The 22876-nt window shown below is 70.3% G+C and carries 21 protein-coding genes; 10 read left to right on the forward strand and 11 right to left on the reverse strand.

Features of this window, described 5'->3' with window-relative positions; translation table 11 throughout:
* Positions 1 to 374 precede the first annotated feature (374 nt).
* The 5 genes from ACFY9I_RS37335 to ACFY9I_RS37355 form a co-directional block, all read right to left on the reverse strand.
* Positions 375 to 1454 (reverse strand): MerR family transcriptional regulator, encoded by a 1080-nt coding sequence (locus ACFY9I_RS37335; RefSeq protein ID WP_391010400.1) that lies wholly within the window; start codon positions 1452 to 1454, stop codon positions 375 to 377.
* Between the two features lie 1038 nt (positions 1455 to 2492).
* Positions 2493 to 3383 (reverse strand): TniB family NTP-binding protein, encoded by an 891-nt coding sequence (locus ACFY9I_RS37340; RefSeq protein ID WP_391010403.1) that lies wholly within the window; start codon positions 3381 to 3383, stop codon positions 2493 to 2495.
* A 156-nt stretch (positions 3384 to 3539) separates the two neighbouring features.
* Entirely contained in the window at positions 3540 to 4808 is a 1269-nt protein-coding gene (locus tag ACFY9I_RS37345) for a Mu transposase C-terminal domain-containing protein (RefSeq protein ID WP_391010406.1), read from the reverse strand.
* Complete coding sequence (locus ACFY9I_RS37350; protein WP_391010408.1) at positions 4789 to 5625, reverse strand: hypothetical protein; 837 nt, start codon at positions 5623 to 5625, stop codon at positions 4789 to 4791. Before ACFY9I_RS37350 ends, ACFY9I_RS37345 begins: the two co-directional genes overlap by 20 nt.
* The gene (locus ACFY9I_RS37355) at positions 5591 to 6373 is read right to left on the reverse strand and encodes a TnsA-like heteromeric transposase endonuclease subunit (RefSeq protein ID WP_391010410.1); all 783 of its coding nucleotides are present in this window, start codon (positions 6371 to 6373) and stop codon (positions 5591 to 5593) included. The genes ACFY9I_RS37350 and ACFY9I_RS37355 overlap by 35 nt, the downstream gene beginning before the upstream one ends.
* A 263-nt stretch (positions 6374 to 6636) precedes the next feature.
* Between ACFY9I_RS37355 and ACFY9I_RS37360 the strand changes: the two genes are divergently transcribed.
* From ACFY9I_RS37360 to ACFY9I_RS37370, 3 genes are all read left to right on the forward strand, one after another.
* Positions 6637 to 7104 carry a helix-turn-helix domain-containing protein gene (locus tag ACFY9I_RS37360; RefSeq protein ID WP_391010413.1) on the forward strand — a complete coding sequence of 156 codons (468 nt, stop codon included), beginning with the start codon at positions 6637 to 6639 and terminating at the stop codon, positions 7102 to 7104.
* A gap of 180 nt (positions 7105 to 7284) precedes the next feature.
* Positions 7285 to 7905 (forward strand): hypothetical protein, encoded by a 621-nt coding sequence (locus tag ACFY9I_RS37365; protein ID WP_391010415.1) that lies wholly within the window; start codon positions 7285 to 7287, stop codon positions 7903 to 7905.
* A gap of 251 nt (positions 7906 to 8156) precedes the next feature.
* Entirely contained in the window at positions 8157 to 8501 is a 345-nt protein-coding gene (locus tag ACFY9I_RS37370) for a DUF2516 family protein (RefSeq protein WP_391010418.1), read from the forward strand.
* Between the two features lie 177 nt (positions 8502 to 8678).
* Here ACFY9I_RS37370 and ACFY9I_RS37375 read toward each other — a convergent pair whose 3' ends face one another.
* The 3 genes from ACFY9I_RS37375 to ACFY9I_RS37385 form a co-directional block, all read right to left on the reverse strand.
* The gene (locus ACFY9I_RS37375) at positions 8679 to 10133 is read right to left on the reverse strand and encodes a SpoIIE family protein phosphatase (protein WP_391010421.1); all 1455 of its coding nucleotides are present in this window, start codon (positions 10131 to 10133) and stop codon (positions 8679 to 8681) included.
* Positions 10134 to 10489: 356 nt separating this feature from the next.
* Positions 10490 to 11614: an NlpC/P60 family protein gene (locus ACFY9I_RS37380; protein ID WP_391010424.1), complete on the reverse strand. Its 1125-nt coding sequence runs from the start codon at positions 11612 to 11614 to the stop codon at positions 10490 to 10492.
* 285 nt (positions 11615 to 11899) lie between these two features.
* A complete protein-coding gene (locus ACFY9I_RS37385) occupies positions 11900 to 12718 on the reverse strand; it encodes a class I SAM-dependent methyltransferase (RefSeq protein WP_391010427.1) in 819 nt (272 codons plus the stop codon).
* A gap of 220 nt (positions 12719 to 12938) precedes the next feature.
* Between ACFY9I_RS37385 and mshA the strand changes: the two genes are divergently transcribed.
* Positions 12939 to 14279 (forward strand): D-inositol-3-phosphate glycosyltransferase, encoded by a 1341-nt coding sequence (gene mshA, locus ACFY9I_RS37390; protein WP_391010430.1) that lies wholly within the window; start codon positions 12939 to 12941, stop codon positions 14277 to 14279.
* Positions 14280 to 14444: 165 nt separating this feature from the next.
* Entirely contained in the window at positions 14445 to 14957 is a 513-nt protein-coding gene (locus tag ACFY9I_RS37395) for a YbjN domain-containing protein (protein WP_391010433.1), read from the forward strand.
* Here ACFY9I_RS37395 and ACFY9I_RS37400 read toward each other — a convergent pair.
* Complete coding sequence (locus ACFY9I_RS37400) at positions 14914 to 15846, reverse strand: AraC family ligand binding domain-containing protein (protein ID WP_391010436.1); 933 nt, start codon at positions 15844 to 15846, stop codon at positions 14914 to 14916. The genes ACFY9I_RS37395 and ACFY9I_RS37400 overlap by 44 nt on opposite strands.
* A 49-nt stretch (positions 15847 to 15895) precedes the next feature.
* Here ACFY9I_RS37400 and ACFY9I_RS37405 point away from each other — a divergent pair, with 49 nt between their 5' ends.
* A complete protein-coding gene (locus ACFY9I_RS37405; protein WP_391010439.1) occupies positions 15896 to 16339 on the forward strand; it encodes a DUF2000 family protein in 444 nt (147 codons plus the stop codon).
* Positions 16340 to 16344: 5 nt separating this feature from the next.
* Here the strand turns inward: ACFY9I_RS37405 and ACFY9I_RS37410 are convergent, their stop codons facing one another.
* Positions 16345 to 17787 carry an MFS transporter gene (locus ACFY9I_RS37410; RefSeq protein WP_391010442.1) on the reverse strand — a complete coding sequence of 481 codons (1443 nt, stop codon included), beginning with the start codon at positions 17785 to 17787 and terminating at the stop codon, positions 16345 to 16347.
* 214 nt (positions 17788 to 18001) lie between these two features.
* Here ACFY9I_RS37410 and ACFY9I_RS37415 point away from each other — a divergent pair, with 214 nt between their 5' ends.
* Positions 18002 to 18763 carry a phosphoglyceromutase gene (locus ACFY9I_RS37415; RefSeq protein WP_391010445.1) on the forward strand — a complete coding sequence of 254 codons (762 nt, stop codon included), beginning with the start codon at positions 18002 to 18004 and terminating at the stop codon, positions 18761 to 18763.
* A gap of 365 nt (positions 18764 to 19128) precedes the next feature.
* On the opposite strand, the gene ACFY9I_RS37420 is transcribed toward ACFY9I_RS37415, so the two are convergent.
* Entirely contained in the window at positions 19129 to 20064 is a 936-nt protein-coding gene (locus ACFY9I_RS37420; protein ID WP_391010448.1) for a helix-turn-helix domain-containing protein, read from the reverse strand.
* A 129-nt stretch (positions 20065 to 20193) separates the two neighbouring features.
* On the opposite strand from ACFY9I_RS37420, the gene ACFY9I_RS37425 reads away from it, so the two are divergent.
* The 3 genes from ACFY9I_RS37425 to ACFY9I_RS37435 all read left to right on the forward strand — a co-directional run bounded on the left by ACFY9I_RS37425 (position 20194) and on the right by ACFY9I_RS37435 (position 22512).
* The gene (locus ACFY9I_RS37425) at positions 20194 to 21237 is read left to right on the forward strand and encodes a saccharopine dehydrogenase NADP-binding domain-containing protein (protein ID WP_391010450.1); all 1044 of its coding nucleotides are present in this window, start codon (positions 20194 to 20196) and stop codon (positions 21235 to 21237) included.
* Positions 21238 to 21361: 124 nt separating this feature from the next.
* The gene (locus tag ACFY9I_RS37430) at positions 21362 to 21928 is read left to right on the forward strand and encodes a redoxin domain-containing protein (RefSeq protein ID WP_391010453.1); all 567 of its coding nucleotides are present in this window, start codon (positions 21362 to 21364) and stop codon (positions 21926 to 21928) included.
* A 164-nt stretch (positions 21929 to 22092) separates the two neighbouring features.
* Positions 22093 to 22512, forward strand: coding sequence for a hypothetical protein (locus ACFY9I_RS37435; protein WP_391010456.1), 420 nt, complete (start codon positions 22093 to 22095; stop codon positions 22510 to 22512).
* Positions 22513 to 22876: the final 364 nt, after the last annotated feature.

Below are 22876 nucleotides of genomic sequence, written 5' to 3' on the forward strand. Positions count from 1 at the left end.
CCGTCCGCTGCCTGCCCCTACCCCGTCGCGGTCATGCCCCGCACACGAAGAAGCCCCTGCTCATCGAACAGGGACTCCCTTTGCCACAACGCACTCAGATAACTGTGGGCAGGGCGAGGTTCTGACCTGCGGTGCCTACGGTTGAGTGGGACAAGTTGGCGGTCGGTGTCCCGCTCAACCGTAGGCAGCGTGGTGGTTCACCCGCGGAGCCAAGCCAGCAGGCGCGCCGTGGAGTCGGTCGCCATGTACTGGCCAGCATGGAGCGGGGGCCGATTTGGCTTTCCTGACTTGCTGGGTGAGTCGGTATTCGTCCGCCTCGCGGATGAGTTCGTGGGAGCGGACCTGGTGCAACTCGAAGTGCATGCCGCTCGCTCCTACTGCTGGAGCTCCATGACACCGGCGACCACGCAGCTGACGTTGTCGGGGCCGCCGGAGCCGTTGGCGAGGGCGACGAGTTCGCGGACCGCCTGCTCGGGCTCGCTGATGTCGGAGAGCACTCGGCGGATTTCTTCGATCGACACGACGGTGGACAGGCCGTCGGAGCAGAGCAGGTATCGATCTCCCTGCTGGGCGTCGTGCAGACGCATGTCGGGGGTGGAGTCGGCCCCTTGGCCCAGGGCACGTATCAGCAGGGACCGCTGGGGGTGGGAGGCGGCTTCCTCCGGGCTGAGGCGCCCTTCGTCGACCATCGACTGCACCATGGTGTGGTCGTGGGTGATCTGGAACAGCTCTCCATCTCGCAGGAGGTAGACGCGGGAGTCACCGATGTGGACGAGGGCCAGCTGCGAGCCGGTCCAGAGCATCGCGGTGAGTGTGGTGCCGGCGTCCTCGGAGGAAGGGCCGAGTCCGGAGATGCCGTGCACGGCCTGCTTGGCCTGGTCGATTGCGTCTTCGAGGACGTTGAGGAGATTGCCCGCCGGGATGCTGTCGGTTTCGAGGCTCTTGAGCGCGTCGACAGCGGCGGCGCTTGCGGGGGCACCTCCGCTGCCGAAGCCGTCGGCGACGGCGAGCAGGCGGGACCCTGCGTAGGCGGTGTCCTGGTTGCTCTCTCGGACAAGGCCGGTGTCGGAAAGGGCGGCGTAACGGATACCCAGGGGCTTGGCGGTCGGGGACATAGCAGGGTCCTTCCAGGAGAGGTGGTCGATGAGGAAGGTGGCCAAGTCCCGCCGTGCGGCGGTGTCGGCTTCGACCTGGGCCCAGAACGCGCGGATCTCTTCGGCTGCCGGACCTGCCTCCAGCGAGCAGACCTGTTGGATGCGGGCGAGAGGCATCCCCAGCCGCCGGAGCCAGGCAACCAGCCGGGCCTGATCCAGTTGCTCCGGTGCGTAGAGGCGGTAGCCGGTCACCGGGTCGACGCGAGCGGGAGTTAGCAGGCCGAGCTCGTCGTAAAGACGCAGCGCCTTCGGTGACAGCCGGGACGCCTTCGCGAACGTCCCGATGGTCAGCAACCCCATGCTCGTTCCTCCTCATGCCAGGCACGTCGCCCGGCCCCACTGATGCTGTGGGCTCCCCCAAGGTGAAGGTCAACCAAGGGCTCCATTCGGCCCGTCTGAATGGTCTCCTACTCGGTCGGAGGCTGCGTGACCAACCGGGGACGCTGGTCCGCCGTTGGGCTCACTGGGCAGGCCCAAGAGCGCTTCGATCTGTGTTGCTGTGGCGGTGATAGTCGTGCTGAGCCATGTGCGGCTGGTGCCTCGCAGGGGCGTCTGCAACGGGAAACGGCGGTGGAATTCGGCGAGGGCCTGCGTGGCGGCGAGGAGGTCGTCGCTGAGGATGGACCGCCTCCAGTGGACTTGCGCGAACAGGCTGATCAGCGTGATGTGCTCCGGATATCCAGCGGCGATCCGCCAAGGGGCCGTCCTGTCCGGTTCAACTGTCGGTCCCTTGACTCGGACCAGATCGTGGAGGAGTTCGACCCGGCGGTTGAGCCGGTAGTGGCGGTGGGCCAGGCCGCTCCAGAGCTTGCTGGTGGCTTCCTGGCAGATATCGGTGACGCTTGGGCCGTAGCGTCGTCGGAGTCGCCAGTAACGTCGTTGAGCGCGGCTGACGTCGGGGGTCCGGGACAGGTCGAGCTGCTGCTCGGGGGCAAAGACGTCTTGGCCGATCCAGAGGTTGTGACGGAGACAGACCTCGTCGTGGACGCAAGCCCAGGCACGGACGGGAAGAGTCCATCCGGTGCGTGCGGCGACGCAGCGGCGGCAGGCCCAGCGAAGAACGTGATCGTCCGGGATGGGGGGCCGGGCCGGGGGGAAGACCTTCGGTGTAAAGGTCGGGGATCGTGCGGGCCAGGTGCTCTCGGGACTGGCCGCTGAGGATCCAGAGAGTGTCTGCGGTGGCCAGGTGGGGCTTCAGCCAGCGTGACGGGGCCCGAAGCCGGGCCAGGGGGACACGGTTGGCTTGGGACAGCCGGTCCCAGTAGGACGACTCGCACTCGCCGGGAAACGGCGGCAGCTGGATCGGCAGAGGACGAATCAGGGCCGGGCGGAACACGTTCACCCCGTGCGGGGCAGAGACGAGGGGCGGCCGTGGCCGGACGACTCGCTGCTGTGGTCGATGCGGATGTTCTTGATCGTGGCTCGCGTGATCCGCTCGCTCTGGTCGAGGATCGCGGAGATGGCCGCGGCCCGGACGAGGTGGGAGAGGCTTCCGATCATGCCGCCGGTGCGCTGGTGGAGGTACTTCGCCATCGTCACCAAGGTGCTCGGCTCGTGCCGGTGGAGACGGAGAGTGGTCTCCATGGAGGCGATCAAGGACCGCCACTCGGCGTTGAAGGGGAAGGGGCCGGTGCGGACGAGGACGCAGCGGCCGGCGAGCTGCTTGCCGCGGATACCGGTGAACAGCCCGGATTGTTCGACGTTGATGCCGGCATAGACGAAGGTCGCGGGCAGGTGCTCGGTGAAGTACTTCATGTGGTCGGAGAGGTCTTCACCAGCGATCGTGGCGTGGTTGAGCAGGTGGATTTCGTCGACCAGCACCAGGTCTGTGCGGGCCTCGATGAGCACCTGGCAGACGGCGCTGGTGACGTCGATGGTGTTGTGCCTCGGGCCGATCACGGGCAGGCCGAGGAATCGGGCGAACTCCATGGCGAGTTTGCGCGGGGAGCCCTTGGGCGGTGCGGTGATGTAGACGACCGGGATGCGGTCGCTGCCCGGGTAGCGCTGCCGGACGCGCAGTTCATGCAGGCGGCCGAGCTGCTTGAGCGCGGTGGTCTTCCCGGTGGTCCATTCGCCGGAGACGATGAGTCCGCGGCGGGCGCCGTGCTCGCGCTGGTTGAGCAGGGTCAGCAGCCTTCCCTGGTGGGCGATGTCCTTGACCGTGGACGTGCGCACGACCTGGAGTTCGGAGTGGTAGGCGATGCGGGCCTCGTCGTAGGCGTCCCGCATCGGCGGGCTCAGGGCCTGCCACTGGCTGTTCGGGCAGCAGGTCGAAGACAGCCGGGTCCTCTTCGACGAACCGGCGCCAGCCCTCCAGCCGTGTCGACGGGTCCGTGCGGTCCTCGCCAGGCTCCGGTACTTCCTCGCCGTCCAGGTTCGGTGCGTTCACCACCACCTTTCGGCCTCCTTGCGTGCGTCGAAGATCTCCAGCGGGATCACGTCGGCGAGTTCGTCTTCGTCCGTCTCCACCGATTCGGCAATGGCCTCGGCGGCCGGCTCGTCCGGCCGGGGCCAGCAAGGCTCGGCGGTGGCCCGGGTGCGGGCGGCGACCTTGCGGTCCCGGCCGCTGCGGCGCGATGCGCGGGACGGTTCCGCGGGTGCGTCCTCCGGGCCGTCGGCAGCGCGGTCCAGCAGGGCGACGGCGGCCTGGGCGCTCTCCTCTTCGGTCGCCGGGTCGGTGCCGCGCTGGGCCAGGATGCGGCGGGCGTGGTCCCAGGCGAGCTCGCCCATCGGCATCGGGGCAGTACGAAGGTGCCGCCAGATCACGGTGATCCAGCCGCCCTCGCGGTGGTTGCGTACCCAGACGCGGGAGATGTCGTAGGGGTCGTAGTGGACCTCCCAGCTCCGCCCGTCCGGGCCGGCTCCGGACGGCTGGCGGCGGAGCGGGTTCAACTCCGCGCTGTCGTAGGTGCGGTGACCCAGACGGATGCCGTAGGAGTTGATCCGCCGCCGACAGCGGGGCAGCAGTTCGATGTACTCGTCCGGGCTGAGCGGGACCGGGACGTGCCCGGCCGCCACGACCAGGGCGGCGTACTTCTCGTTCGGAGTCAGCGCCTTGCCTGGCATCAGCGGGTCCCGCAGCCCGTCGTGGGGCCGGTTCTGCCAGTGGACGATCCATTCCTGGAGCAGTTCCTGAAGCTGGTGGATCGTCCAGAGGGCTTCCCCGGCAGGATTGGTGCCCCGGTGTTCGGTGCTGCGTCCCTTGTAACCGGGAAGGTGCTGGACGAACATCGTCGCCACCGAGCCCAGCATCGTCTCGATGTGCGGTTTGTCCGTCGGCGAGTCGGGATGAGCGGGCTGGAAGGAGATTTCCAGCGACTGGCAGGCCGAGCGGAACGTGTCGGAGATGTAGGCCTTGCCGCGGTCGCAGACGATCGTCTCTGGCGTGATCACGGGAACGGCTGCCGCCTGGGCCAGACGTTCGTCCAGCGCCGTGAGTGAGGCGAGTGGCAGGACCGAGCGGGACATCCGCAGGGCGTCCGCCCAGCCGGGCCGCATCGGTTCCGGCGTCATCGCCCGCGCCAGCAGCAACGCTGCGTCCACTGCTTTCGTCGACGGCCTCAGCACCGCAGCGGCCAGCGTGCGGGTGGCGATGTCGATGATGCCGGTCAGCTCGATGGTGTCCACCGTGCCGTCATCGTGAACGACCAGCACGTCCAGAGGAAGTCGAGTCGATCTCCATCACCTCGCCCGGGCGGACCGCCGTGAGCTGGCCGAACATGCCGTCCGGCTGCTTGGCCAGCGAACGGCGGGTGCGGGCCGAGCCCAGCGTGTGCCGCCCGGAGCTCACCGCCTTCAGCAGCCGGTAGAACGCCGTGCGCGACGGCAATGGCACCACCCCAGGACCGTGTTCGGTCTCCAGAAGGCGTTCCATCCGGCGCCGCAGCACCTGCGCGGAGACCCTGGACCGGCCCGTCTGATCCTCCACGACCTTCCGCAGCGCCTCGACCACCCGCCGGTCGGCGCGGCCCGTGCCGTCCGAGGCTGCCCGCAGCCGCGGGTCGACCAGGCCCAGCACTCCTTCGTTCTCGAAGCGGCGCCGCATCCTCTGGATCAGCGCCAGCGACGTACTGTGCCCGGCCGCGGCCAGTTCGGCCGCCTTGGCCAGCTCCCGCTGCCGCAGCGACCTCACCGCCGGGTCGTACTCAGACCGCACGGGCCCCTGCGGGTCCTCCAGCGGACGGCCCGTGAGCATCTCCACCAAGTGCCGCTGCCACCACTCGGCCCGCTCCACAGCCTTGGCCGGAAGCCCCACCAGCGCCCCGGCCGCCGGGACCACCGTTCGCACCGAGGCCGGTGTGACCACCTTGAAGCCGCTGGAGGACAGCAGGTGGGCCAGCATCACCACGCTCGCCGACTGTGCCTCGTCGACCAGCCGGACAGCGGTCCCCTCCAAGGCGGCCACCGTGTGCAGCCGCCCGTCGAACCGGACCACATCACCCGCTCGCAGCAGCCGCGGACGCGACGGCACCCTGGCCTCTTTCCCGCACCACGGCGAGCCGGACGCGTGTGTCCGCTGACAACAGCCCGGCCTCCAGATCCACGGCCAGGGCCCGGCGCCAGAGCAGATGGAACAGCACCGGCAGCACCACGATCTGATCACCCACCCTCCGGGCCCCGGCCAGCAGCCGACCGCCGTCGGCGAACGCCTCCGGCAAGCGCGCGGCGACCTCCGGGCGGTGCACCCGCGGGTGCCGGTAGCCGGCCAGCCACCGCACGTTCGCCATCAGCACCGCATCCGGCGTCCCCACCCGCACGAAGTCCCAGCCCACCGACCGGCAGGCCGCCGCCGTCACGGTGAACTTCGCCACGTCATCCGGCTCGATCCGCTCGTCCGGACGCACGTCCACCACCAAGCCCGTGCCATCGGCGCGGCGTACGAAGAAGCCCGGCGTGTGCCGCACTCGCTTCCCATCCGGGCCTGCCCAGGACAGCCGAAACGGCTGTGAGGACATGCCCGTCACCAGCGGATCGAAATCGAGCAGCATCAGGCGGTCGCGCTCCAGCCACGACTCATAGCCCACATGCCCGCCGCACGTCGCCGACCAGTACCAGCCGCACCAGTTGTCCTGAACACGAAATGCCGGGAACCGGCGCTCAGGCCGTACCGACTCGAACCGGACCGGCCACAGGCGCCCCAAAGATCCTCGTTCACGGATGCCGGCCGCGCTGACGTACTCCAGATCGACGTTCTCCGCCGACACCTCGTGCACATCCATCCGGGCCTCCGGTACGACGCCGACCAGCCACTTCGACCGTAGAAGCGCGGTGATCGCCGTACCTACACAAGACCGGAACTCGCCTACACATGACCGGGCCCGAGACGCACATGCCTACAGATGAGCGGGACTGCCTACGCATCGCAGAGACAGGACAACACGACACTTAGCGTGACGAGTCACAGTCACCCTCGCGAGTGGTGTAGCGCACTTTTGCAAGCGCGTGCTTGCAATAGTTAGCGGGGGTGGGGCATGGTGGAGGCATGGCATCGCTCAACGTCGGCAATCTCGGTGAGTACCTGCGTGAACAGCGGCGAAACGCGCAGCTGTCGCTCAGGCAGCTCGCCGACGCCGCCGGGGTGTCCAATCCGTATCTGAGCCAGATCGAGCGCGGGCTGCGCAAGCCGAGCGCGGAGGTGTTGCAGCAGGTCGCCAAGGCGCTGCGGATCTCCGCCGAGACGCTGTACGTGCGGGCCGGCATCCTCGACGCCGAGCGGGACGGAGAGGAGCGCCGACGTGAGGACGCCACGCGCGCCGTCATACTCGCCGATCCCACGCTCAACGAGCGGCAGAAGCAGGTGCTGCTCCAGATCTACGAGTCCTTCCGCAAGGAGAACGGGTTCGAGGTCGACCTCGGCGATGGCATGGAGACGGACGCCGAGAAACCCTCGACCTCCGGCCCTCGTACGGCCGACGACAGAGACGTCGGTCCGCGGGAGACGGCGAGTTGATCACCTTGACGACCACCGGGACGACCTGCACGGCCCGGACGGTTCGGGCGGCTCGGACGACCCGGGCCGCTTGGACGACCCGGTCGGCCCGGGCGGCTCGGGCGACCTGACGGCGCCTTCGACCACGGACCGGAACGACACGACAACCCTCAGCTCAACCCACACGGGAGGACCATCACCATGGCCATCACCGACGACATCCGCAAGGCCGTCACCGACCCGACGCCGTTCTACTTCGCCGCCGGCACCGCCGACCTCGCGCTTCAGCAGGCGAAGAAGGTCCCCGGTCTCGTCGAGCAGCTCCGCGCCGAGGCCCCGGGCCGGATCGACGCCGTGCGCCAGACCGACCCCAAGGCCGTTCAGGAGAAGGCGACCGCCCGGGTCAAGGAGACCCAGGAGAACCTCCAGACCAAGGTCACCGAAATCCTCGGCACCCTCGACACCGACCTGAAGAAGTTCGGTGAGACCGCCCAGGACTTCGCGCTGCGCAGCGTCGGCGTCGCCGCCGAGTACGCGGTGAAGGCACGGGAGACCTACGAGAAGGTCGCCGAGCACGGTGAGCAGGCCGTGAGGACCTGGCGTGGCGAGGCCGCGGAGGAGATCGAGGAGTTCGCGATCGCCGTCGAGCCGAAGTCCCAGCCGGTCGAGGTCAAGGCCGAGTCGACGACCGCCAAGCCGGCGACCGCCAAGCCGGCCCCGGCTCAGGCCGTGCCCGCCCCCGCCGCCAAGAAGACGGCGGCGAAGAAGGCCCCGGCCCGCAAGACGACCACCGCGAAGAAGACCACCCCGCCCGCCAAGTGAGCGGCGGCAGGGGCGGCAGGCGAACCGCCGCGTGGGCGGCATAGCCGATGACGGCGTCGGTGACAGTGACAGTGACAGAGCGAGAGATACGCACGGCGCGCGAGGTACGCGCGTAGTGCCTCGTACGACCTCGCGTACGGAGACGGGCCGGGCACCTTTGGGGTGACCGGCCCGTTCTACGGGTACGGTGACCGCGTAGGAGAAACGGTCGTCATTCGGAAGCACGAACGGAACGGGTGGTGGTGGGCGGCATGCTGATGAACGGCTTCGCGGGGTTCATGGGGCTGTTGCAGCTCGCTGTGATCGCCCTGGCCGCTTTCGCTCTGATCGACGCCGTGTTCCGGCGCGAGGACGCGTTCCGCGCGACGGACAAGCAGACCAAGGTGTTCTGGCTGATCATTCTCGGTGTCGCGTTCGTCGTGAGCCTCCTGTTCCCGATCCTGTCGTTCCTGCCGATCATCGGTCTCATCGCCAGCATCGTGTACATCGTCGATGTACGCCCTGCGGTGCGGCAGATCTCCGGCGGCGGTGGCCGCGGCGGCAACCGAGGCTCCAGCAGCGACGGACCGTACGGGCCCTACAACGGCGGTCGGTGACCCCACACCCGACCGGTGGAAGTGCCGCCGGACGGCGCTGCCGCCGGACGGCGGTGGCGCTTCGCCGACGAGTCCGCGGTGATGACCCGGGCTGGCCGAGCTGTCCGGGGCTGACCGAGCTGTCCCGGGTTGTCCGGGCTGCTCCGACCGGTCAACCCTCCGGGGTGATCCGACCGGTCAGCCCTCGCGGTCCAGGAGAAGCACCGCCACGTCGTCGGTCAGCTCGCCACCGTTGAGGTCACGGACCTCGTTCACGGCGGCGCGCAGCAGTTCCTCGCCGCGCAGGCCCTCGGCGAGCTGTCGGCGGACCATCGCCACCATGCCGTCCTGGCCCAGCCGCTCCTTGCCCTCGCCGATCCGGCCCTCTATCAGACCGTCCGTGTAGAGCATCAGACTCCACGCCGCGCCCAGCTCGATCTGGGTGCGCGGCCAGCGGGCGTTCGGGAGCAGGCCCAGGGCGGGGCCGCCGTTGTCGTACGGCAGCAGTTCGGCCGGCGGGGTGGGCCGGATGCCTTGGCCGTGGCGGGCGATCAGCGGGGCCGGGTGGCCGGCGAGGCAGAGGCCCGCGCGGCGGCCGTCGGGGGCGATGTCGACCGTGCAGAGCGTCGCGAAGATCTCGTCGCTCTCGCGCTCGTGCTCCAGGACCCGCTGCAGGGTGGAGAGCAACTCGTCGCCGCAGAGACCCGCGAAGGTCAACGCCCGCCAGGCGATCCTCAGTTCGACACCGAGCGCGGCCTCGTCGGGGCCGTGCCCACAGACGTCGCCGATCATGACGTGCACGGTGCCGTCGGGCGTGCGGACCGTGTCGTAAAAGTCGCCGCCGAGCAGGGCACGGGAACGGCCCGGCCGGTAGCGGGCGGCGAACCGCAGGGACGAACCCTCCAGCAGGGGCGTCGGCAGCAGGCCGCGCTCCAGCCGGGCGTTCTCCTGGGCACGCAGCTTGGACTCCGTGAGCCGGCGCTCGGCCGTGTCCGACCGCTTCCGCTCCACGGCGTAGCGGATGGCGCGGCTGAGGAGACGGCCGTCCAGTTCGTCCCGGAAGAGGTAGTCCTGTGCGCCGACTCGTACCGCCTCCGTGCCGCGTTCGGCGTCGCCGGAGTCGGTGAGGGCCAGCACGGCGTGGCGGGGGGCCAGTTCGAGGACGTGCTTGAGGACGGCGAGTTCGTCGTCGGTTCGGTGGGCCGCGTCGGCGTCCGCCTCGGTGGGGCGGGTCGGCGCCGGGAGGGCCAAATCCAGGAGGATGCAGTTGACGTCGTGGGTCAGCAGCCGCTTGGCCTCGGTGAGGTTGCGGGCGGTGCGGACGCGGATCGGCTTGCCCGCGGAGTCGAGCAGCTCGGGCACGTTGAGGGAACCCGCAGGGTCGTCCTCGATGAGGAGGACCGTGAGGTTGGTGGGGCCGGGCTGGGCGGTGGGGCCGGCCGGGCCCGTGCTGCCGCCGGGGCCGTGGGAGCCGCGGGGGCCGCTGGGACCGCTGGGGCCGTGCGCGTTGACTGTGGAGTTGTCTGCGGGGGCCAGGGCCGAGGCGTTCAGGGCTGCCCCCTCTCCGGATGGGCCGCTGGGTGCGGACACGGCGTGCGCCTGACCACTCTCCACGGCCGGGATCGCTCTCTGCCGCGGTACGGGTACGGGCATCGTCTTGGGTTCCTTCCCTCCCCCCGAGGGCACGGTGGGGCGAGGGACCTCGACCCACCGACGGGGACCTTAGCGTCAGGCGCCGCCGCAACGGAATGGTAGGCGGGGCGTCGGGTGGCAATCAGCCGGTGTCATATGCCTCATCCCGTACCGCATTTGGACATGGACGGGCCTTCTCCTGGGATGACGAATGTCACGCGGCCGGGGTTGAGCCGGGGCGGGAGAGGTGGCGAGAGTCACGTGGGATGGGTCACGGCGCGCTTTGGGGTAGTTGGGGCGGTTGGGGCGGGTTGCCGCCCCCGGGGGCTGGGCTGAGCGCGCGGTTCCCCACGTCCCTTTCGGGCCTTCGCCCAGGCTCACGCGTCCGGGCGTACGACCCCGAGGATCCGCATCGTTCCCGCTCCGGCGATGGTGACCGTACGGCCCGGGCGGGGGGCGTGGATCACGGAGCCGTCGCCTATGTACATCGCGACGTGGCTGGCGTCGGAGTTGTAGATGATGAGGTCGCCGGGGCGCATGTCCTGGATGTCGATGTGCCGGAGCTGCCGCCACTGCTCCTGGGAGGTCCGGGGGATGGTGCGGCCGGCGGCCGCCCAGGCCTGGCTGGTGAGGCCGGAGCAGTCGTAGGTCTCGGGGCCCTCGGCGCCCCATTCGTACGGCTTGCCCATCTGGTCCGTCGCGTACTTCACGGCCTTCTTGCCCTGCTCGGTCGCCCTGCCGTTGATCTCGTCGAGGATGCCGGAGTCCAGCCAGGCGGCCTGTGACTCCTGCGCGGCTTCCTCCTCCAGCTGCGCCAGGCGCTCCCGCTCGTCGTCCTCCAGTTGCGCTTCGAGCTCCTCGGCGGCGGCGATCTGCTTCTTGATCTTCTTCTTGGCCTTCTCCTTGGCCTTGCGGTTGGCCTCCAGCTTCTCCCAGCGGGCGGAGGCGTCCTTCGAGTACTGCTCCAAGTCCTGCTGGGTCTTGGTCATTTCGGCGAGCAGGCCCTTGGTCGCGAGCTGGCCCTGGCGGAGGCGGTCCGCGCCCTCCAGGAAGTCCTGGGGGTTCTCGCTCAGCCACAGCCGCACCTCGGGCGGGAGGCCGCCGCCGCGGTACTGGGCGCGGGCCGCGGCGCCGATGAGGTCCTGCAACGTGTCCAGCTTCTCCTGGCCCTCGACGATCTCGTGCGCCAGATCGACGATCTCGGCGGACTGCTTGTCCGCCTTCTCCTCGGCCGCGTTGTACGCGTCCGTGGCGACCGCCGCATCGTGGTAGAGGCCCTCCAGCTTCAGGCGCACTGCCTCCAGCTCCTCGTTGGTCACGGGAGTCGAGTCGGGACTCGCGGTGCCCGAACTGCCCGAAGCGGAAGGGGTCGGCGTCGGGCTCGGGGTCGGCTCGGTCGGTATCGACTGGCTCGCGTACGCGGTGACCGGCGCGCCCAGCACGGTCATCGCGCAGACCACGGCCACGGCCGCCATGGTCAGGTTCCGCTTGCCGGATCCCATACGCCTTGCACCCCGCCTCAAACAGAATTGGTTAACCGTCAGTAACTTCCCGGTGTCCGGGTGATCGTGTCACGGCGTCGCGCAATGCGACAGAGGCGGGCAACAACTCACTTCTCCTCACTTCTCCTTGGTCCCACCCGTATGACCGTGTCCCTGTCTGTGTGACGAACGGCGCCGCGAGTTCGTTCCCGTGAGTCACGATCACATCGCTCTGCGTGATCGCCCCTGTGATCGCCACTGTGATCGTGGCGTGTGACCGTGCCGCGTGATCGCGCTGCGCGGTGCTCACTCGCGCGGCGCCAACGCCTCCCACGCCACTGTCACTTCGCCCTGCCGCCACCGCGTCGCCCCGTCCCGCACCGGCCAGTCCGTGCTCAGCGTGCGGACCGTGCGGATCCAGCGCTGGCGGGCGCCGTACGAGGCGTAGGGGGAGGCGGCGGCCCAGGCGCGGTCGAAGTCGCGGAGGAAGGCGTGCACCGGCTCGCCGGGGACGTTGCGGTGGATGAGGGCCTTGGGGAGGCGTTCGGCCAGGTCGGAGGGGCGGTCCAGGGAGCCGAGCCGGGTGGCGAAGGTGACCGTGCGGGGCCCCTCCGGGCCGAGGGCGACCCAGACGTGCCGACGGCCGATCTCGTCACAGGTGCCGTCGACCAGCAGGCCCCCGGCGGGGGAGGTCCCGCCGGAGTGTCCGGGTGTGGCCGGTGCGAGGCGGGCGCACAGGCGTTGCCAGACGGCGGCGACCTCTTCCTCGTCGTACTGGCGCAGGACGTTCGCCGCCCGGATGAGGGTCGGGCGCCCCGGTACCGGCACCTCGAAGCCCCCGTGCCGGAAGTCCAGGCCCTCGCATGCGTACGGTTTCGCCGCCGCGACCCTGGCAGGGTCGATCTCGATGCCGACGACCCGGGTGCCGGGCGCTGTCGTGCGGAGGCGGCGGAGCAGTTCGACGGCGGTCCAGGGGGCGGCGCCGTAGCCGAGGTCCACGGCGAGAGGAGTGGTGGCGCGGCGGAGTTCCGCGCCGTGGGTGGCGGCGATCCAGCGGTCCATGCGGCGGAGGCGGTTGGGATTGGTGGTGCCGCGCGTCACGGTGCCGATGGGGGTGGGGGCCATGGGGTCGAGGGTATGTGGGCCCGGGGCCGCTGGGTGCCGCCGGTTCCTGGGGCTGAACACCCGTCCACAGGCCCCCACTCGCCTCATCCTCGAACGGTTGAGCGAGTTTCGGTAATAATTCTGCAAAGAGGAAATGGAATGGCACCCTCCGGTGTTCCCGCACACCAGAGGGTCCCGAACGCCCTCCGAACGCCATGCCCGGAGCGAGGAGGAACGTCACGTGAGCCACTACGTCAGCAGGCTCGGGCGACGCTCTCCGGCCACCTCCGCACGGCTGCGGCTGCACCGTAGGCCACGGCGGGTCGCGATGCTGTCGGTGCACACGTCGCCGCTGCACCAGCCGGGAACGGGCGACGCGGGCGGCATGAACGTGTACATCGTGGAGCTGGCGCAACGGCTCGCCGCGCACGGCATCGAAGTGGAGATCTTCACCCGGGCCACGACCGGCGCGCTGCCCCCGAGGGTCGAGCTGGCACCGGGCGTCCTGGTCCGGCACGTCGACGCGGGTCCGTACGAGGGGCTGGCGAAGGAGGACCTCCCGGCCCAGCTCTGCGCCTTCACCCACGGTGTGATGCAGGCGTGGGCGGGCCACCGCCCCGGCTACTACGACCTCGTCCACTCGCACTACTGGCTCTCCGGCCAGGTCGGCTGGCTGGCCGCCGAACGCTGGGGCGTCCCCCTGGTGCACGCCATGCACACCATGGCGAAGGTCAAGAACGCCGCGCTCGCCACCGGCGACACCCCCGAGCCCGCCGCCCGCGTCATCGGCGAGACCCAGATCGTGCGCGCCGCCGACCGCCTCATCGCCAACACGGCCGAGGAGGCCGACGAACTCGTACGCCACTACGAGGCCGACCGAGCCAAGGTCGCCGTCGTCCACCCGGGCGTGAACCTCGGCCGCTTCCGCCCGGCGGACGGCCGTGCGGCGGCACGAGCCCGTCTCGGCCTGCCCCAGGACGCCCTGATACCCCTCTTCGCCGGACGCATCCAGCCGCTGAAGGCCCCCGACGTCCTGCTCCGCGCCGTCGCCGTGCTCCTCGACGAACGCCCCGAGCTGCGGTCCAGGATCGTCGTCCCGGTGGTCGGCGGGCCGAGCGGCAGCGGGCTGGCCAAGCCGGAGGGCCTGCAGAAGCTGGCCGCGCGGCTGGGCATCGCCGATGTCGTACGGTTCCGGCCGCCCGTGGGGCAGGAGCAGCTCGCCGACTGGTTCCGGGCGGCGTCCGTGCTGGTCATGCCGTCGTACAGCGAGTCCTTCGGGCTCGTGGCCATCGAGGCGCAGGCGGCCGGTACGCCGGTGCTGGCGGCCTCGGTCGGCGGCCTCCCGGTCGCCGTGCGGGACGGGCGGACCGGTTTCCTGGTCCAGGGGCACGATCCCGCCGCGTACGCGCGGGTGCTGCGCGATTTCGCCGACGCCCCCGACCTCCCGGCCCGCATGGGCGCCGCCGCCGCCCGCCACGCCGAGTGCTTCGGCTGGGATGCGTCGGCCGCCGCCACCGCGGACGTGTACACGGCGGCCATGCAGGACCACCGCCGCCGGTGGGCGCGGGCCCACCACGGCTGACGTACGCCGTGCCGGCCGGGGAGCTACCGGCTGAGTGCGCCTGTGCCGGCCGGGGGCTCCCGGGGGGCGTGCGTCTGTGCGGGCCGTGGGCCTCCCGGCCGGCGTGCACCTGTGTCCGGCCGGGGGTCTCCCGGCCGGTGGTGTACCGGCGGGTACGCTCGCCCCATGGCTGACGCAGCGTCGATCATCGAGCAGGTCCTCACCGAGGCCGAGCTGGAGTGGGAGAGCCCGGACCCCGGCACCTACGTCGTCAAACTCCCCGGCACCCGCAAACTCTCGACGACCGTCTCCCTCCTCGTCGGCAAGCACTCCCTCTCCCTCAACGCCTTCGTGATCCGCCACCCCGACGAGAACGAGGCGGGCGTCCACCGCTGGCTCCTGGAGCGCAACCTCAAGCTGTATGGGGTGAGTTACGCCGTCGACCGGCTCGGCGACATCTACGTCACGGCGCGGTTGCCGCTGTCCGCCGTCACCCCTGAGGGCATCGACGGCCTCCTCGGCCAGGTCCTGGAAGCGGCCGACGGCGCCTTCAACACCCTCCTCGAACTGGGTTTCGCCTCAGCGATCCGCAAGGAGTACGCGTGGCGGGTGTCGCGCGGGGAGTCCACCCGCAACCTGGACGCGTTCGGCCATCTCACACGCGGGGCTGCCGACCAGCCCGGTAGCGGCCGGGAGTGACACCGACCCACCGCCTGAAGTGCCGCGTGAGATGAGCCTGGTCGTAGAACCCGGCCGCCACCGCCGCCTCGCCCGGCCGCATTCCCTGCAACAGCAGCCGCCGGGCCCGCTCCACCCGCCGGGACATCAGATACTGATGCGGCGCGATCCCGAAGGCCGCCCCGAACGCCCTGACCAGATGGGCGGGATGGACGTGTACGACGCGGGCGGCCTCCTCCAGGGTCAGCCCGTCCACGACCCGCTCGTCGAGCAACTCCCGCAGCCGATGGGCGACCGTACGACCGCCGGAGAACGTACGACCGCCGGGGACCGTACGACCGCCGGGGGCGACCGCGGAACCGCCGAGGTCGGCAGTCCCGCGTACCCGCCTCGGCCGGAGGTGCCCCCGCAACCGCTCCCCGACGAGCGCCAGCCGGCTCTCCGCCTCCCACTCGTCGCCCGGCCGCGCGAGCGCCGCGTGCAACTGCCCCACGCGCAGCCGCAGCAGTGGATCCCGCAGATCCGGCGAGTCCACCGCGGCCCCGATGAGGCTCTCGTCCAGCTCCAACGCGCTTGATTCCAGGTCCAGGTACACCACGCGCTTGCGGAAACCCTCGTCCGTCACGGGCTCCCCGTTGTGCGGCACATACGGCGGCAACAACGTGACCGTATCGCTCGGCGTCCCGTGCTCATGCCGGTCCAACTCGTACCGCACGGCCCCGTCGTCGACGATCAGCAACGTCCAGACGTCGTGCACATGCATCGGATACGCGTACTCGGTGTAGTGCGCGTGGAAGACCTCGACGACGCCGGGCACACGGGGCTGCCAGACGGAGACTTCGCGCCGAGGTGACTGCCCAGGTGACTGTCGAGGGGCCTGTCGAGGGGACTTCGGCCTCAGGGGGCGCATGCAAAGAACGTACAAGACGGCGTCGTACGCCGGTCGGCAGTCTCGCCCCATGAGCAGCGAGACACCTGTGGACATGCCCCCCATGCGCTTCGACACGAAGATCGCCGTCCTCCTCCGCGACGACCTCGAGACCTGGCAACGCCTCAACGTCACGTCCTTCCTGGTCAGCGGCCTCGGCCCGACCGAGCCCGAGGTGATCGGCGAGCCGTACGAGGACGCCGACGGCACGGCCTACCTCCCGATGTTCCGCCAGCCGGTCCTCGTCTTCGAGGGCACGAAGGAGGTGCTCAAGGCCGCCCACGCCCGCGCCCTCGCCCGCGCCCTCCCTCGCGCCGTCTTCACGTCCGACCTCTTCGGCACCGGCAACGACCGCGACAACCGGGCGGCCGTACGGGCGGTCGGAACAGGGGAGTTGGACGTCGTGGGCCTGGCGGTCTACGGGCCGCGCAACGGGGTGGACAAGGTGGTGAAGGGGGCGCGGATGCATCCGTGAGTCGCTCAGACCGAGCCCGTACGCGCCTCGGCCTCCGAGGAGGCCACCGGAGGTTTCCGCTCGCCGGGCGTGACCACGACGGGTTCCCCGGCAACGAATTCCCTGCCGGTGGGCTCCCCGGCGGCGGCCTCTCGGGAGGAGAACTCCACGCCAGTGGGCTTCACGCCAGTGGGCTTCATGCCGGCGGGCTTCACGCCGTCGGGCACCTCGACAGCGAGTTCCCCGACCTCAGACGTGACTTCCTCGCGCATCCGCCGCATCAGCGCCCAATACCCCACCCCCGCCAGGGTCCCGATCACGGCGCACAGCCCCCACAGCCACTCCGCGCCCCACCGGTCGATGACGACGCCGGACAGGAGCGGAGCGACGAGCGCGGCGACGGACCACGACATGGTGTACATGCCCTGGTAGCGGCCGCGCCCTTGCACGGGGGAGAGCCGGACGACGACGCCGGTCTGGGTGGGCGCGTTGACGATCTCGGCGAGGGTCCAGACGCAGACGGTGAGGGCGAAGACCCCGATCGACCCGGCGAAGGCGGTGAGGCCGAAGCCGTACCCGGCGAGCAAGGAGGAGATGACGAGGAGCCGTCCCGGGTCCCGGTGCTCGATGAAACGCGTGACCGGGATCTGCAGGGCGACGATCAGCACACCGTTGACGGCGATGGCGAGGCCGTAGTCCGCCGGTGTGAAGCCCGCCTCGCCCATCGCGATAGGCAGGGCCACCGACCCCTGCTGGAAGATCAGCGCGACGAGGAAGGACAGCCCCACGACACCCATGAACCGCCCGTCACGGACCACCGTCCCCAACCCGACCTCGTCCGTGCCGCCGCTGGCCCGCTCCACCGCCGTACGCTCCGGCCGCGACTCCGGCACCTTCAGGAAGACGACGACGGCGCAGGCCAGCGTCATCCCCGCCTCGATCAGGAACCCGGCGAGATAGCTGGCCTCGGCGATGAACCCGGCCGCCATGGAGGAGACGGCGAAGCCGAGGTTGATGGCCCAGTAGTTGAGGGAGAACGCGCGGACGCGGTCCTCGGGCCGCACGATGTCCGCCATCATCGCCTGCACGGCGGGGCGGGAGGCGTTGCTGGTCGCGCCGACGAGAAACGCCACGGCCGCGATCGCGACCGGATCCCGTACGAAGCCGAGGAGCGCGACCGACAGGGCGGTGGAGGACTGCGCGATGAGCAGCGTGGGCCGCCGCCCGAGCCGGTCGGCCATGACCCCGCCGCCGAGCGAGGAGATGACGCCGCCGAGCCCGTGCAGCGAGGCCACGAGTCCGGCGTACGAGGCGGAGTACCCGCGGTCGAGCGTCAGGTACAGCGCCATGAACGTGGCGACGAACGCGCCAAGCCGGTTGACGAGTGTGCTGGTCCACAGCCACCAGAACTCCCGGGGCAGCCCCGAGACGGACTCCCGGACGGCACGTCTGGCAGCGACGAGTGGCATGAAGGTCCCCCCACGGACATGAGACGTAAGTGGCTAAGGCAGTGAGCACACCTTACGAATGCCTTCCCGGTCACGGCCACCCGATTAGCAACCACCGTCAACTGTCGAAGACGAGGAGGCGGGAGAGGGCGAGGGAAAGGAGGACCAGAGGGTCAGCTGTCCGCCTGTCGGCCACACGTGTGGCCGATCCTGACCGTCGATTACGCTCGGAGCCATGGCCGACGCACCGTACAAGCTGATCCTCCTCCGCCACGGCGAGAGCGAGTGGAACGAGAAGAACCTGTTCACCGGCTGGGTGGACGTCAACCTCACGCCGAAGGGAGAGAAGGAGGCGACGCGCGGCGGTGAGCTGCTGAAGGACGCCGGCCTGCTCCCGGACGTGCTCCACACCTCTCTCCAGAGGCGCGCCATCCGCACCGCGCAGCTCGCCCTGGATTCCGCCGACCGCCACTGGATTCCCGTACACCGTTCGTGGCGCCTGAACGAGCGCCATTACGGTGCCCTGCAGGGCAAGGACAAGGCGCAGACCCTGGCGGAGTTCGGCGAGGAGCAGTTCATGCTGTGGCGCCGCTCGTACGACACCCCGCCGCCCCCGCTCGCGGACGACTCGGAGTTCTCCCAGGCCTCGGACGCGCGCTACGCGACGATCCCGCCGGAGCTCCGCCCCCGCACGGAGTGCCTCAAGGACGTCGTCACCCGCATGCTTCCCTACTGGTACGACGGCATCGTCCCCGACCTCCTCGCCGGCCGCACGGTCCTCGTCGCCGCCCACGGCAACAGCCTCCGCGCCCTCGTCAAGCACCTCGACAACATCTCGGACGCCGACATCGCCGGCCTCAACATCCCCACCGGCATCCCCCTCGCCTACGAACTGGACGCCGACTTCAAGCCCCTGAACCCTGGCGGCACCTACCTCGACCCCGAGGCCGCCGCAGCCGCGATCGAGGCGGTCAAAAACCAGGGCAAGAAGAAGTAGGCTGTGTGATCATGCCCCCGACCTGCGCATACGGCGCGGGGCGGGGGCGTTTTCGCGTCCTGGGCCCTCTGCGGGACCTCGGCGCGGCGAGCCCTGTGGTGGTCGGAGTGCCATCCGGCTCACCGCGGGGCTCCTGCTGGGCAAAGCAGGGCAACCCGACCGCCTGTCAAAGACCTGCCATCGCACCCACGGCGTCACTTACTTCCACGGCTGCTCCTCCGTGGGCGACGACCGTCTGTGGACGTCAACCGGCGCCGCAAGGACGGCCGCCAACACCCTGGCTGCGCTGAAGTCGATCCGCGCCGCCCGACCCAACGGCGCCCTGATCCACATCATTCTGGACAACCTGTGCATCACCCCGAACTTCAGGGACGGAAGGTGCGGCGGTAGGTGTCGGGTGGGACGCCGACGCTGCGGTGGAAGTGGCGGCGCAGGGTGGTGGCGGTGCCCATGCCGGTGGCCGCGGCGATGGTGTCCACGGTGGCGTCGGTGGTCTCCAGCAGTTCCTGGGCGTGGCGGATGCGCTGGGTGTGGAGCCATTGCAGTGGCGTGGTGCCGGTGAGGTGCTTGAAGTGGCGGCCGAGGTGGCGGGAGCTCATGCGGGCCTGGCGGGCCAGGTCCTCCACGGTCAGCGGCTGGTCCAACCGCTCCAGTGCCCAGGGGAAGAGCTCGCCCAGGGGGTGGTTGCCTGGGGCGGGGAGGGGGGTGGCGATGAACTGGGCCTGGCCGCCCTCGCGGTGGGGTGGGATGACCAGGCGTCGGGCGATCTTGTTGGCGTTGGCCGAGCCGTGGTCGAGGCGGACCAGGTGCAGGCACAGGTCCATGGCGGCGGCTTTGCCCGCGGAGGTGAGGACGTCGCCGTTGTCGATGTAGAGGACGTCCGGATCGACGGTGGCCGCCGGGTGGCGCCGGGCCAGTTCCCGTGTGTGGGCCCAGTGTGTGGTGGCGCGCCTGCCGTCGAGCAGTCCTGCCGCGCCCAGGATGAAGGCGCCCGTGCACAGGGAGGCCACGCGGGCACCGGCCGCGTGCGCCGCACGCACCGCCTCGACCAGCTCAGTGGGCGGGTCGCGGTCGGTGTCGGCCCAACCGGGAATGATCACTGTGTCCGCGTGCGCGAGGTGGTCGAGTCCGTGGTCGGGTTCCAGGCGGAAGCGGTTGACCTGCACCGGACCGCTCCCGCAGAGGGAGAAGTCGTACCAGGGGTCCACGATGTGGGTCAGGTCTGCTCCGAAGACCTCGACGGCCACGGACAGTTCGTAGTGGAGCATGCCGTCGGTGACGGCCAGTGCAACAGCGGGCATGTCCGAAACTGTACGCGGCATGTCGTTTCCGACGCTCGCGCGGGGCGCTGCCGGAGGGACAGGATGTGGATGTCAGGCCGCAGCGGATCGACCTCGCAGCGGGCGTTTCGATTACACGGGAGCAGTCTCATGGGGTCAGGTCAGCTGGTGACGGTGTTCGGCGCCTACGGTCACACCGGGCGGTTCGTGGTCGCGGAGCTGGCCGCGCGTGGGTTCGTCCCGGTGCTGTCCGGGCGCAACGCGCAGCCCCTGAAGGAGCTGGCCCACGAGCACAGGCTGGAGGCCCGGGTGGCGTCGGTCGACGACCCGGCCTCGCTGGACCGGGCCCTGGCGGGAACGGCGGCGGTCATCAACTGCGCCGGCCCCTTCGCATCGACCGTCGGCCCGCTGATCGAGGCCGCGCTCCGCGCCGAGATCCCCTACCTGGACGTGGCCGCCGAACTCGAGGCCAACCTCGACACCTTCGCCCACTACCGCGAGCGAGCCCGGGACGCGGGAGCGGTGATCGTCCCGGCCATGGCCTTCTTCGGCGGCCTCGGCGACCTGCTGGCCACCGCGGCGATGGGCGACTGGACAGAAGCCGACGAGGCACACATCGCCTACGCGCTCAGCAACTGGCACCCCACCGCCGGTACCCGGCTCTCGGGCGCGGTCTCCCGCGAGCGACGCGGCGGCCACCGCCTGCGCTACAGCGGCGGACAGTGGGAGCGCCGCACCGATGCCGCGCCCACCCTGGAGTGGACCTTCCCGGAACCGATGGGGCCCCGGCCGGTGATCGGGGAATTCACGATGGCCGACGTCGTCACCGTCCCCCAGCACCTCTCCATCCCCGATGTGACCACCTACATGACCGCCGAGGCGGCCCGAGACGTCGCCGCCCCCCACACACCGGCCCCGGCCGCCGCCGACGAGAGCGGGCGCTCGAACCAGACCTTCCTCGTCGACGTCGTCGTCCGCTCCGGCGGAGCCGAACGCCGGGCCACGGCCGGCGGTCAGGACATCTACGCCGTCACCGCGCCCCTCGTCACCGAGGCCCTCGAGCGCGTCCTGACCGGCCGCACCAAGACCGTCGGTGTCGTCTCCGCCGGCGAGATCTTCGACGCCGCCGACTTCCTGCACGCGCTCGACCCGCACATCACCGTCGACCTGCACCCGCAGAAGCAGAACGCCTGACCCAAGCCATCCGCCCGGCCGTCGGGCGCGCGCCGTGAGCACTGATGGAGCCCTGATGGAACCGTGATGGAGCCCTGCGGGGGCCGGTCAAACGGGAGTTGGGGCCCGTGGATACTGGGCTTCCATGAAGCGATTGCGTCGGGGTGTGGTGTCTGCGGTGCTGGCGGCCGGCCTGCTGGCGGGGTGCGCGTCGGGCCCGGAAAAGGCTTCGGGGACGGTGCGGGACGGGGCACTGGTGTTCTCGGCCGGTGAGCGGCAGAAGATGCCGGTGCTGGAGGGCCCGAACCCGCTGGGCGGCCGGGCCTCTCTTGCCGGGGCGCGGGGCAAGGTGGTGGTGCTGAACGCCTGGGCGTCCTGGTGTGGTCCGTGCCGGGCGGAGGCGCCGGGCCTGGAGCGTGTCCAGAAGGACTGGGGCGGCCTCGGCGTGCAGGTGGTGGGGCTGGGCGGCGACAACAGTGCGCGTGCGGCGCGGGCGTTCATCGAGGAGTACAGGCTGTCGTATCCGACGCTGCTGGATGAGGGGGGCCGTCAGTCGCTGCAGATCCCGCAGGGGGTGGTGCCGCAGCGGGGGTATCCGTACACGGTGTTCCTCGACCGGCGGGGGCGGGTCGCGGCGTCGGTGGCGGGCGCGGTGTCGGAGGATCAGGTGCGGCGTCTGGTGAAGCCGCTCCTGGCCGAGGAGGCCGGGTAAGCCGGTCTCCGTCGCCGGATGAGCTGCGCCCTCCCTTGCGGGCAGTGCCCTTTGGGACAGCTCCCGATGAGACATTACGCGCCGCGTGTTTCGTGCGTACGTTCGTGATCCGGGGCGTGCGCATGAGGGCGCGCGGCCACGTCGAACGGGGAGTTGGTCTTCTGATGCTGAAGGCGCGTGCGGGCAAGGCTGCGGGTGCGCTGACGATGGCGGCGCTGATGGGGCTGGGGGCGGCGGGGCAGTCGGCTGCGGCCGCGTACGGCGGCTCGTGGCAGGGCGAGTGGAAGACGACGGGCAAGAAGCAGGTGACCGGCACGCACAACATGAAGAAGGGCAAGTACTTCCTGCACTTCGGCGTGTACGGCAACGGCAAGCACAAGTTCACGGCGAAGGTGTACCGGATCGTTGGCAAGAAGGACGGGGCGAAGCACAAGAACGATGTCCTTGTGCAGACCCGTAAGGGCGATGACCGGGGTGCGTCGTGGATGACCAACCCGAAGAAGTACAGCAAGGGCAGCTACTACATCGTCTTCTCCTACGGAGTGAAGGGGAAGAAGGCGTTCGGCGGGGTGCAGGCAGGCTGATCGGCCCACATGGCCCCGGGGCTGCCCCGGCCCACCCTCGGGTGGGCCGGCCTTCGCCATCCGCGGCGGGGCTGCCCGGCAGCAGCAGGCGTGGTCGGTGGACGCACGGGCTCTGCGGCGGGCTTGGGGCCGGCCGGGTCGCAGTGGGCGAACGACGCTGTCTCGCTCAGGGAGTCAGCCGCTGAACTCAGCGAGCGGCGTCACCGATGGGCTCGCTCCGTCGATGTCCGACGCGCTGCTGCGCCGTCGCTGTCCGGCACTCACGACGAAGGCCCCGACCTGCGGATTCTTCGCAGGCGGGGCCTTGTCGTGCTTCGTTCGGCATCTTTCGTTCGTTCGCATCTTTCGTTCGCATCCCTCGTTC

Origin of the sequence: Streptomyces sp. NPDC012510 (assembly GCF_042955065.1) — a bacterium.
Taxonomy (GTDB): Bacteria; Actinomycetota; Actinomycetes; order Streptomycetales; family Streptomycetaceae; genus Streptomyces.

Coding starts and splice junctions, on each gene's coding strand:
- ACFY9I_RS37335 (WP_391010400.1), bottom strand. CDS start 1,454: ATGGGGTTGCTGACCATCGGGACGTTCGCGAAGGCGTCCCGGCTGTCA.
- ACFY9I_RS37340 (WP_391010403.1), bottom strand. CDS start 3,383: ATGCGGGACGCCTACGACGAGGCCCGCATCGCCTACCACTCCGAACTC.
- ACFY9I_RS37355 (WP_391010410.1), bottom strand. CDS start 6,373: ATGGATGTGCACGAGGTGTCGGCGGAGAACGTCGATCTGGAGTACGTC.
- ACFY9I_RS37360 (WP_391010413.1), top strand. CDS start 6,637: ATGGCATCGCTCAACGTCGGCAATCTCGGTGAGTACCTGCGTGAACAG.
- ACFY9I_RS37365 (WP_391010415.1), top strand. CDS start 7,285: ATGGCCATCACCGACGACATCCGCAAGGCCGTCACCGACCCGACGCCG.
- ACFY9I_RS37370 (WP_391010418.1), top strand. CDS start 8,157: ATGCTGATGAACGGCTTCGCGGGGTTCATGGGGCTGTTGCAGCTCGCT.
- ACFY9I_RS37375 (WP_391010421.1), bottom strand. CDS start 10,133: ATGCCCGTACCCGTACCGCGGCAGAGAGCGATCCCGGCCGTGGAGAGT.
- ACFY9I_RS37380 (WP_391010424.1), bottom strand. CDS start 11,614: ATGGGATCCGGCAAGCGGAACCTGACCATGGCGGCCGTGGCCGTGGTC.
- ACFY9I_RS37385 (WP_391010427.1), bottom strand. CDS start 12,718: ATGGCCCCCACCCCCATCGGCACCGTGACGCGCGGCACCACCAATCCC.
- ACFY9I_RS37395 (WP_391010433.1), top strand. CDS start 14,445: ATGGCTGACGCAGCGTCGATCATCGAGCAGGTCCTCACCGAGGCCGAG.
- ACFY9I_RS37400 (WP_391010436.1), bottom strand. CDS start 15,846: ATGCGCCCCCTGAGGCCGAAGTCCCCTCGACAGGCCCCTCGACAGTCA.
- ACFY9I_RS37405 (WP_391010439.1), top strand. CDS start 15,896: ATGAGCAGCGAGACACCTGTGGACATGCCCCCCATGCGCTTCGACACG.
- ACFY9I_RS37410 (WP_391010442.1), bottom strand. CDS start 17,787: ATGCCACTCGTCGCTGCCAGACGTGCCGTCCGGGAGTCCGTCTCGGGG.
- ACFY9I_RS37415 (WP_391010445.1), top strand. CDS start 18,002: ATGGCCGACGCACCGTACAAGCTGATCCTCCTCCGCCACGGCGAGAGC.
- ACFY9I_RS37420 (WP_391010448.1), bottom strand. CDS start 20,064: ATGCCCGCTGTTGCACTGGCCGTCACCGACGGCATGCTCCACTACGAA.
- ACFY9I_RS37425 (WP_391010450.1), top strand. CDS start 20,194: ATGGGGTCAGGTCAGCTGGTGACGGTGTTCGGCGCCTACGGTCACACC.
- ACFY9I_RS37430 (WP_391010453.1), top strand. CDS start 21,362: ATGAAGCGATTGCGTCGGGGTGTGGTGTCTGCGGTGCTGGCGGCCGGC.
- ACFY9I_RS37435 (WP_391010456.1), top strand. CDS start 22,093: ATGCTGAAGGCGCGTGCGGGCAAGGCTGCGGGTGCGCTGACGATGGCG.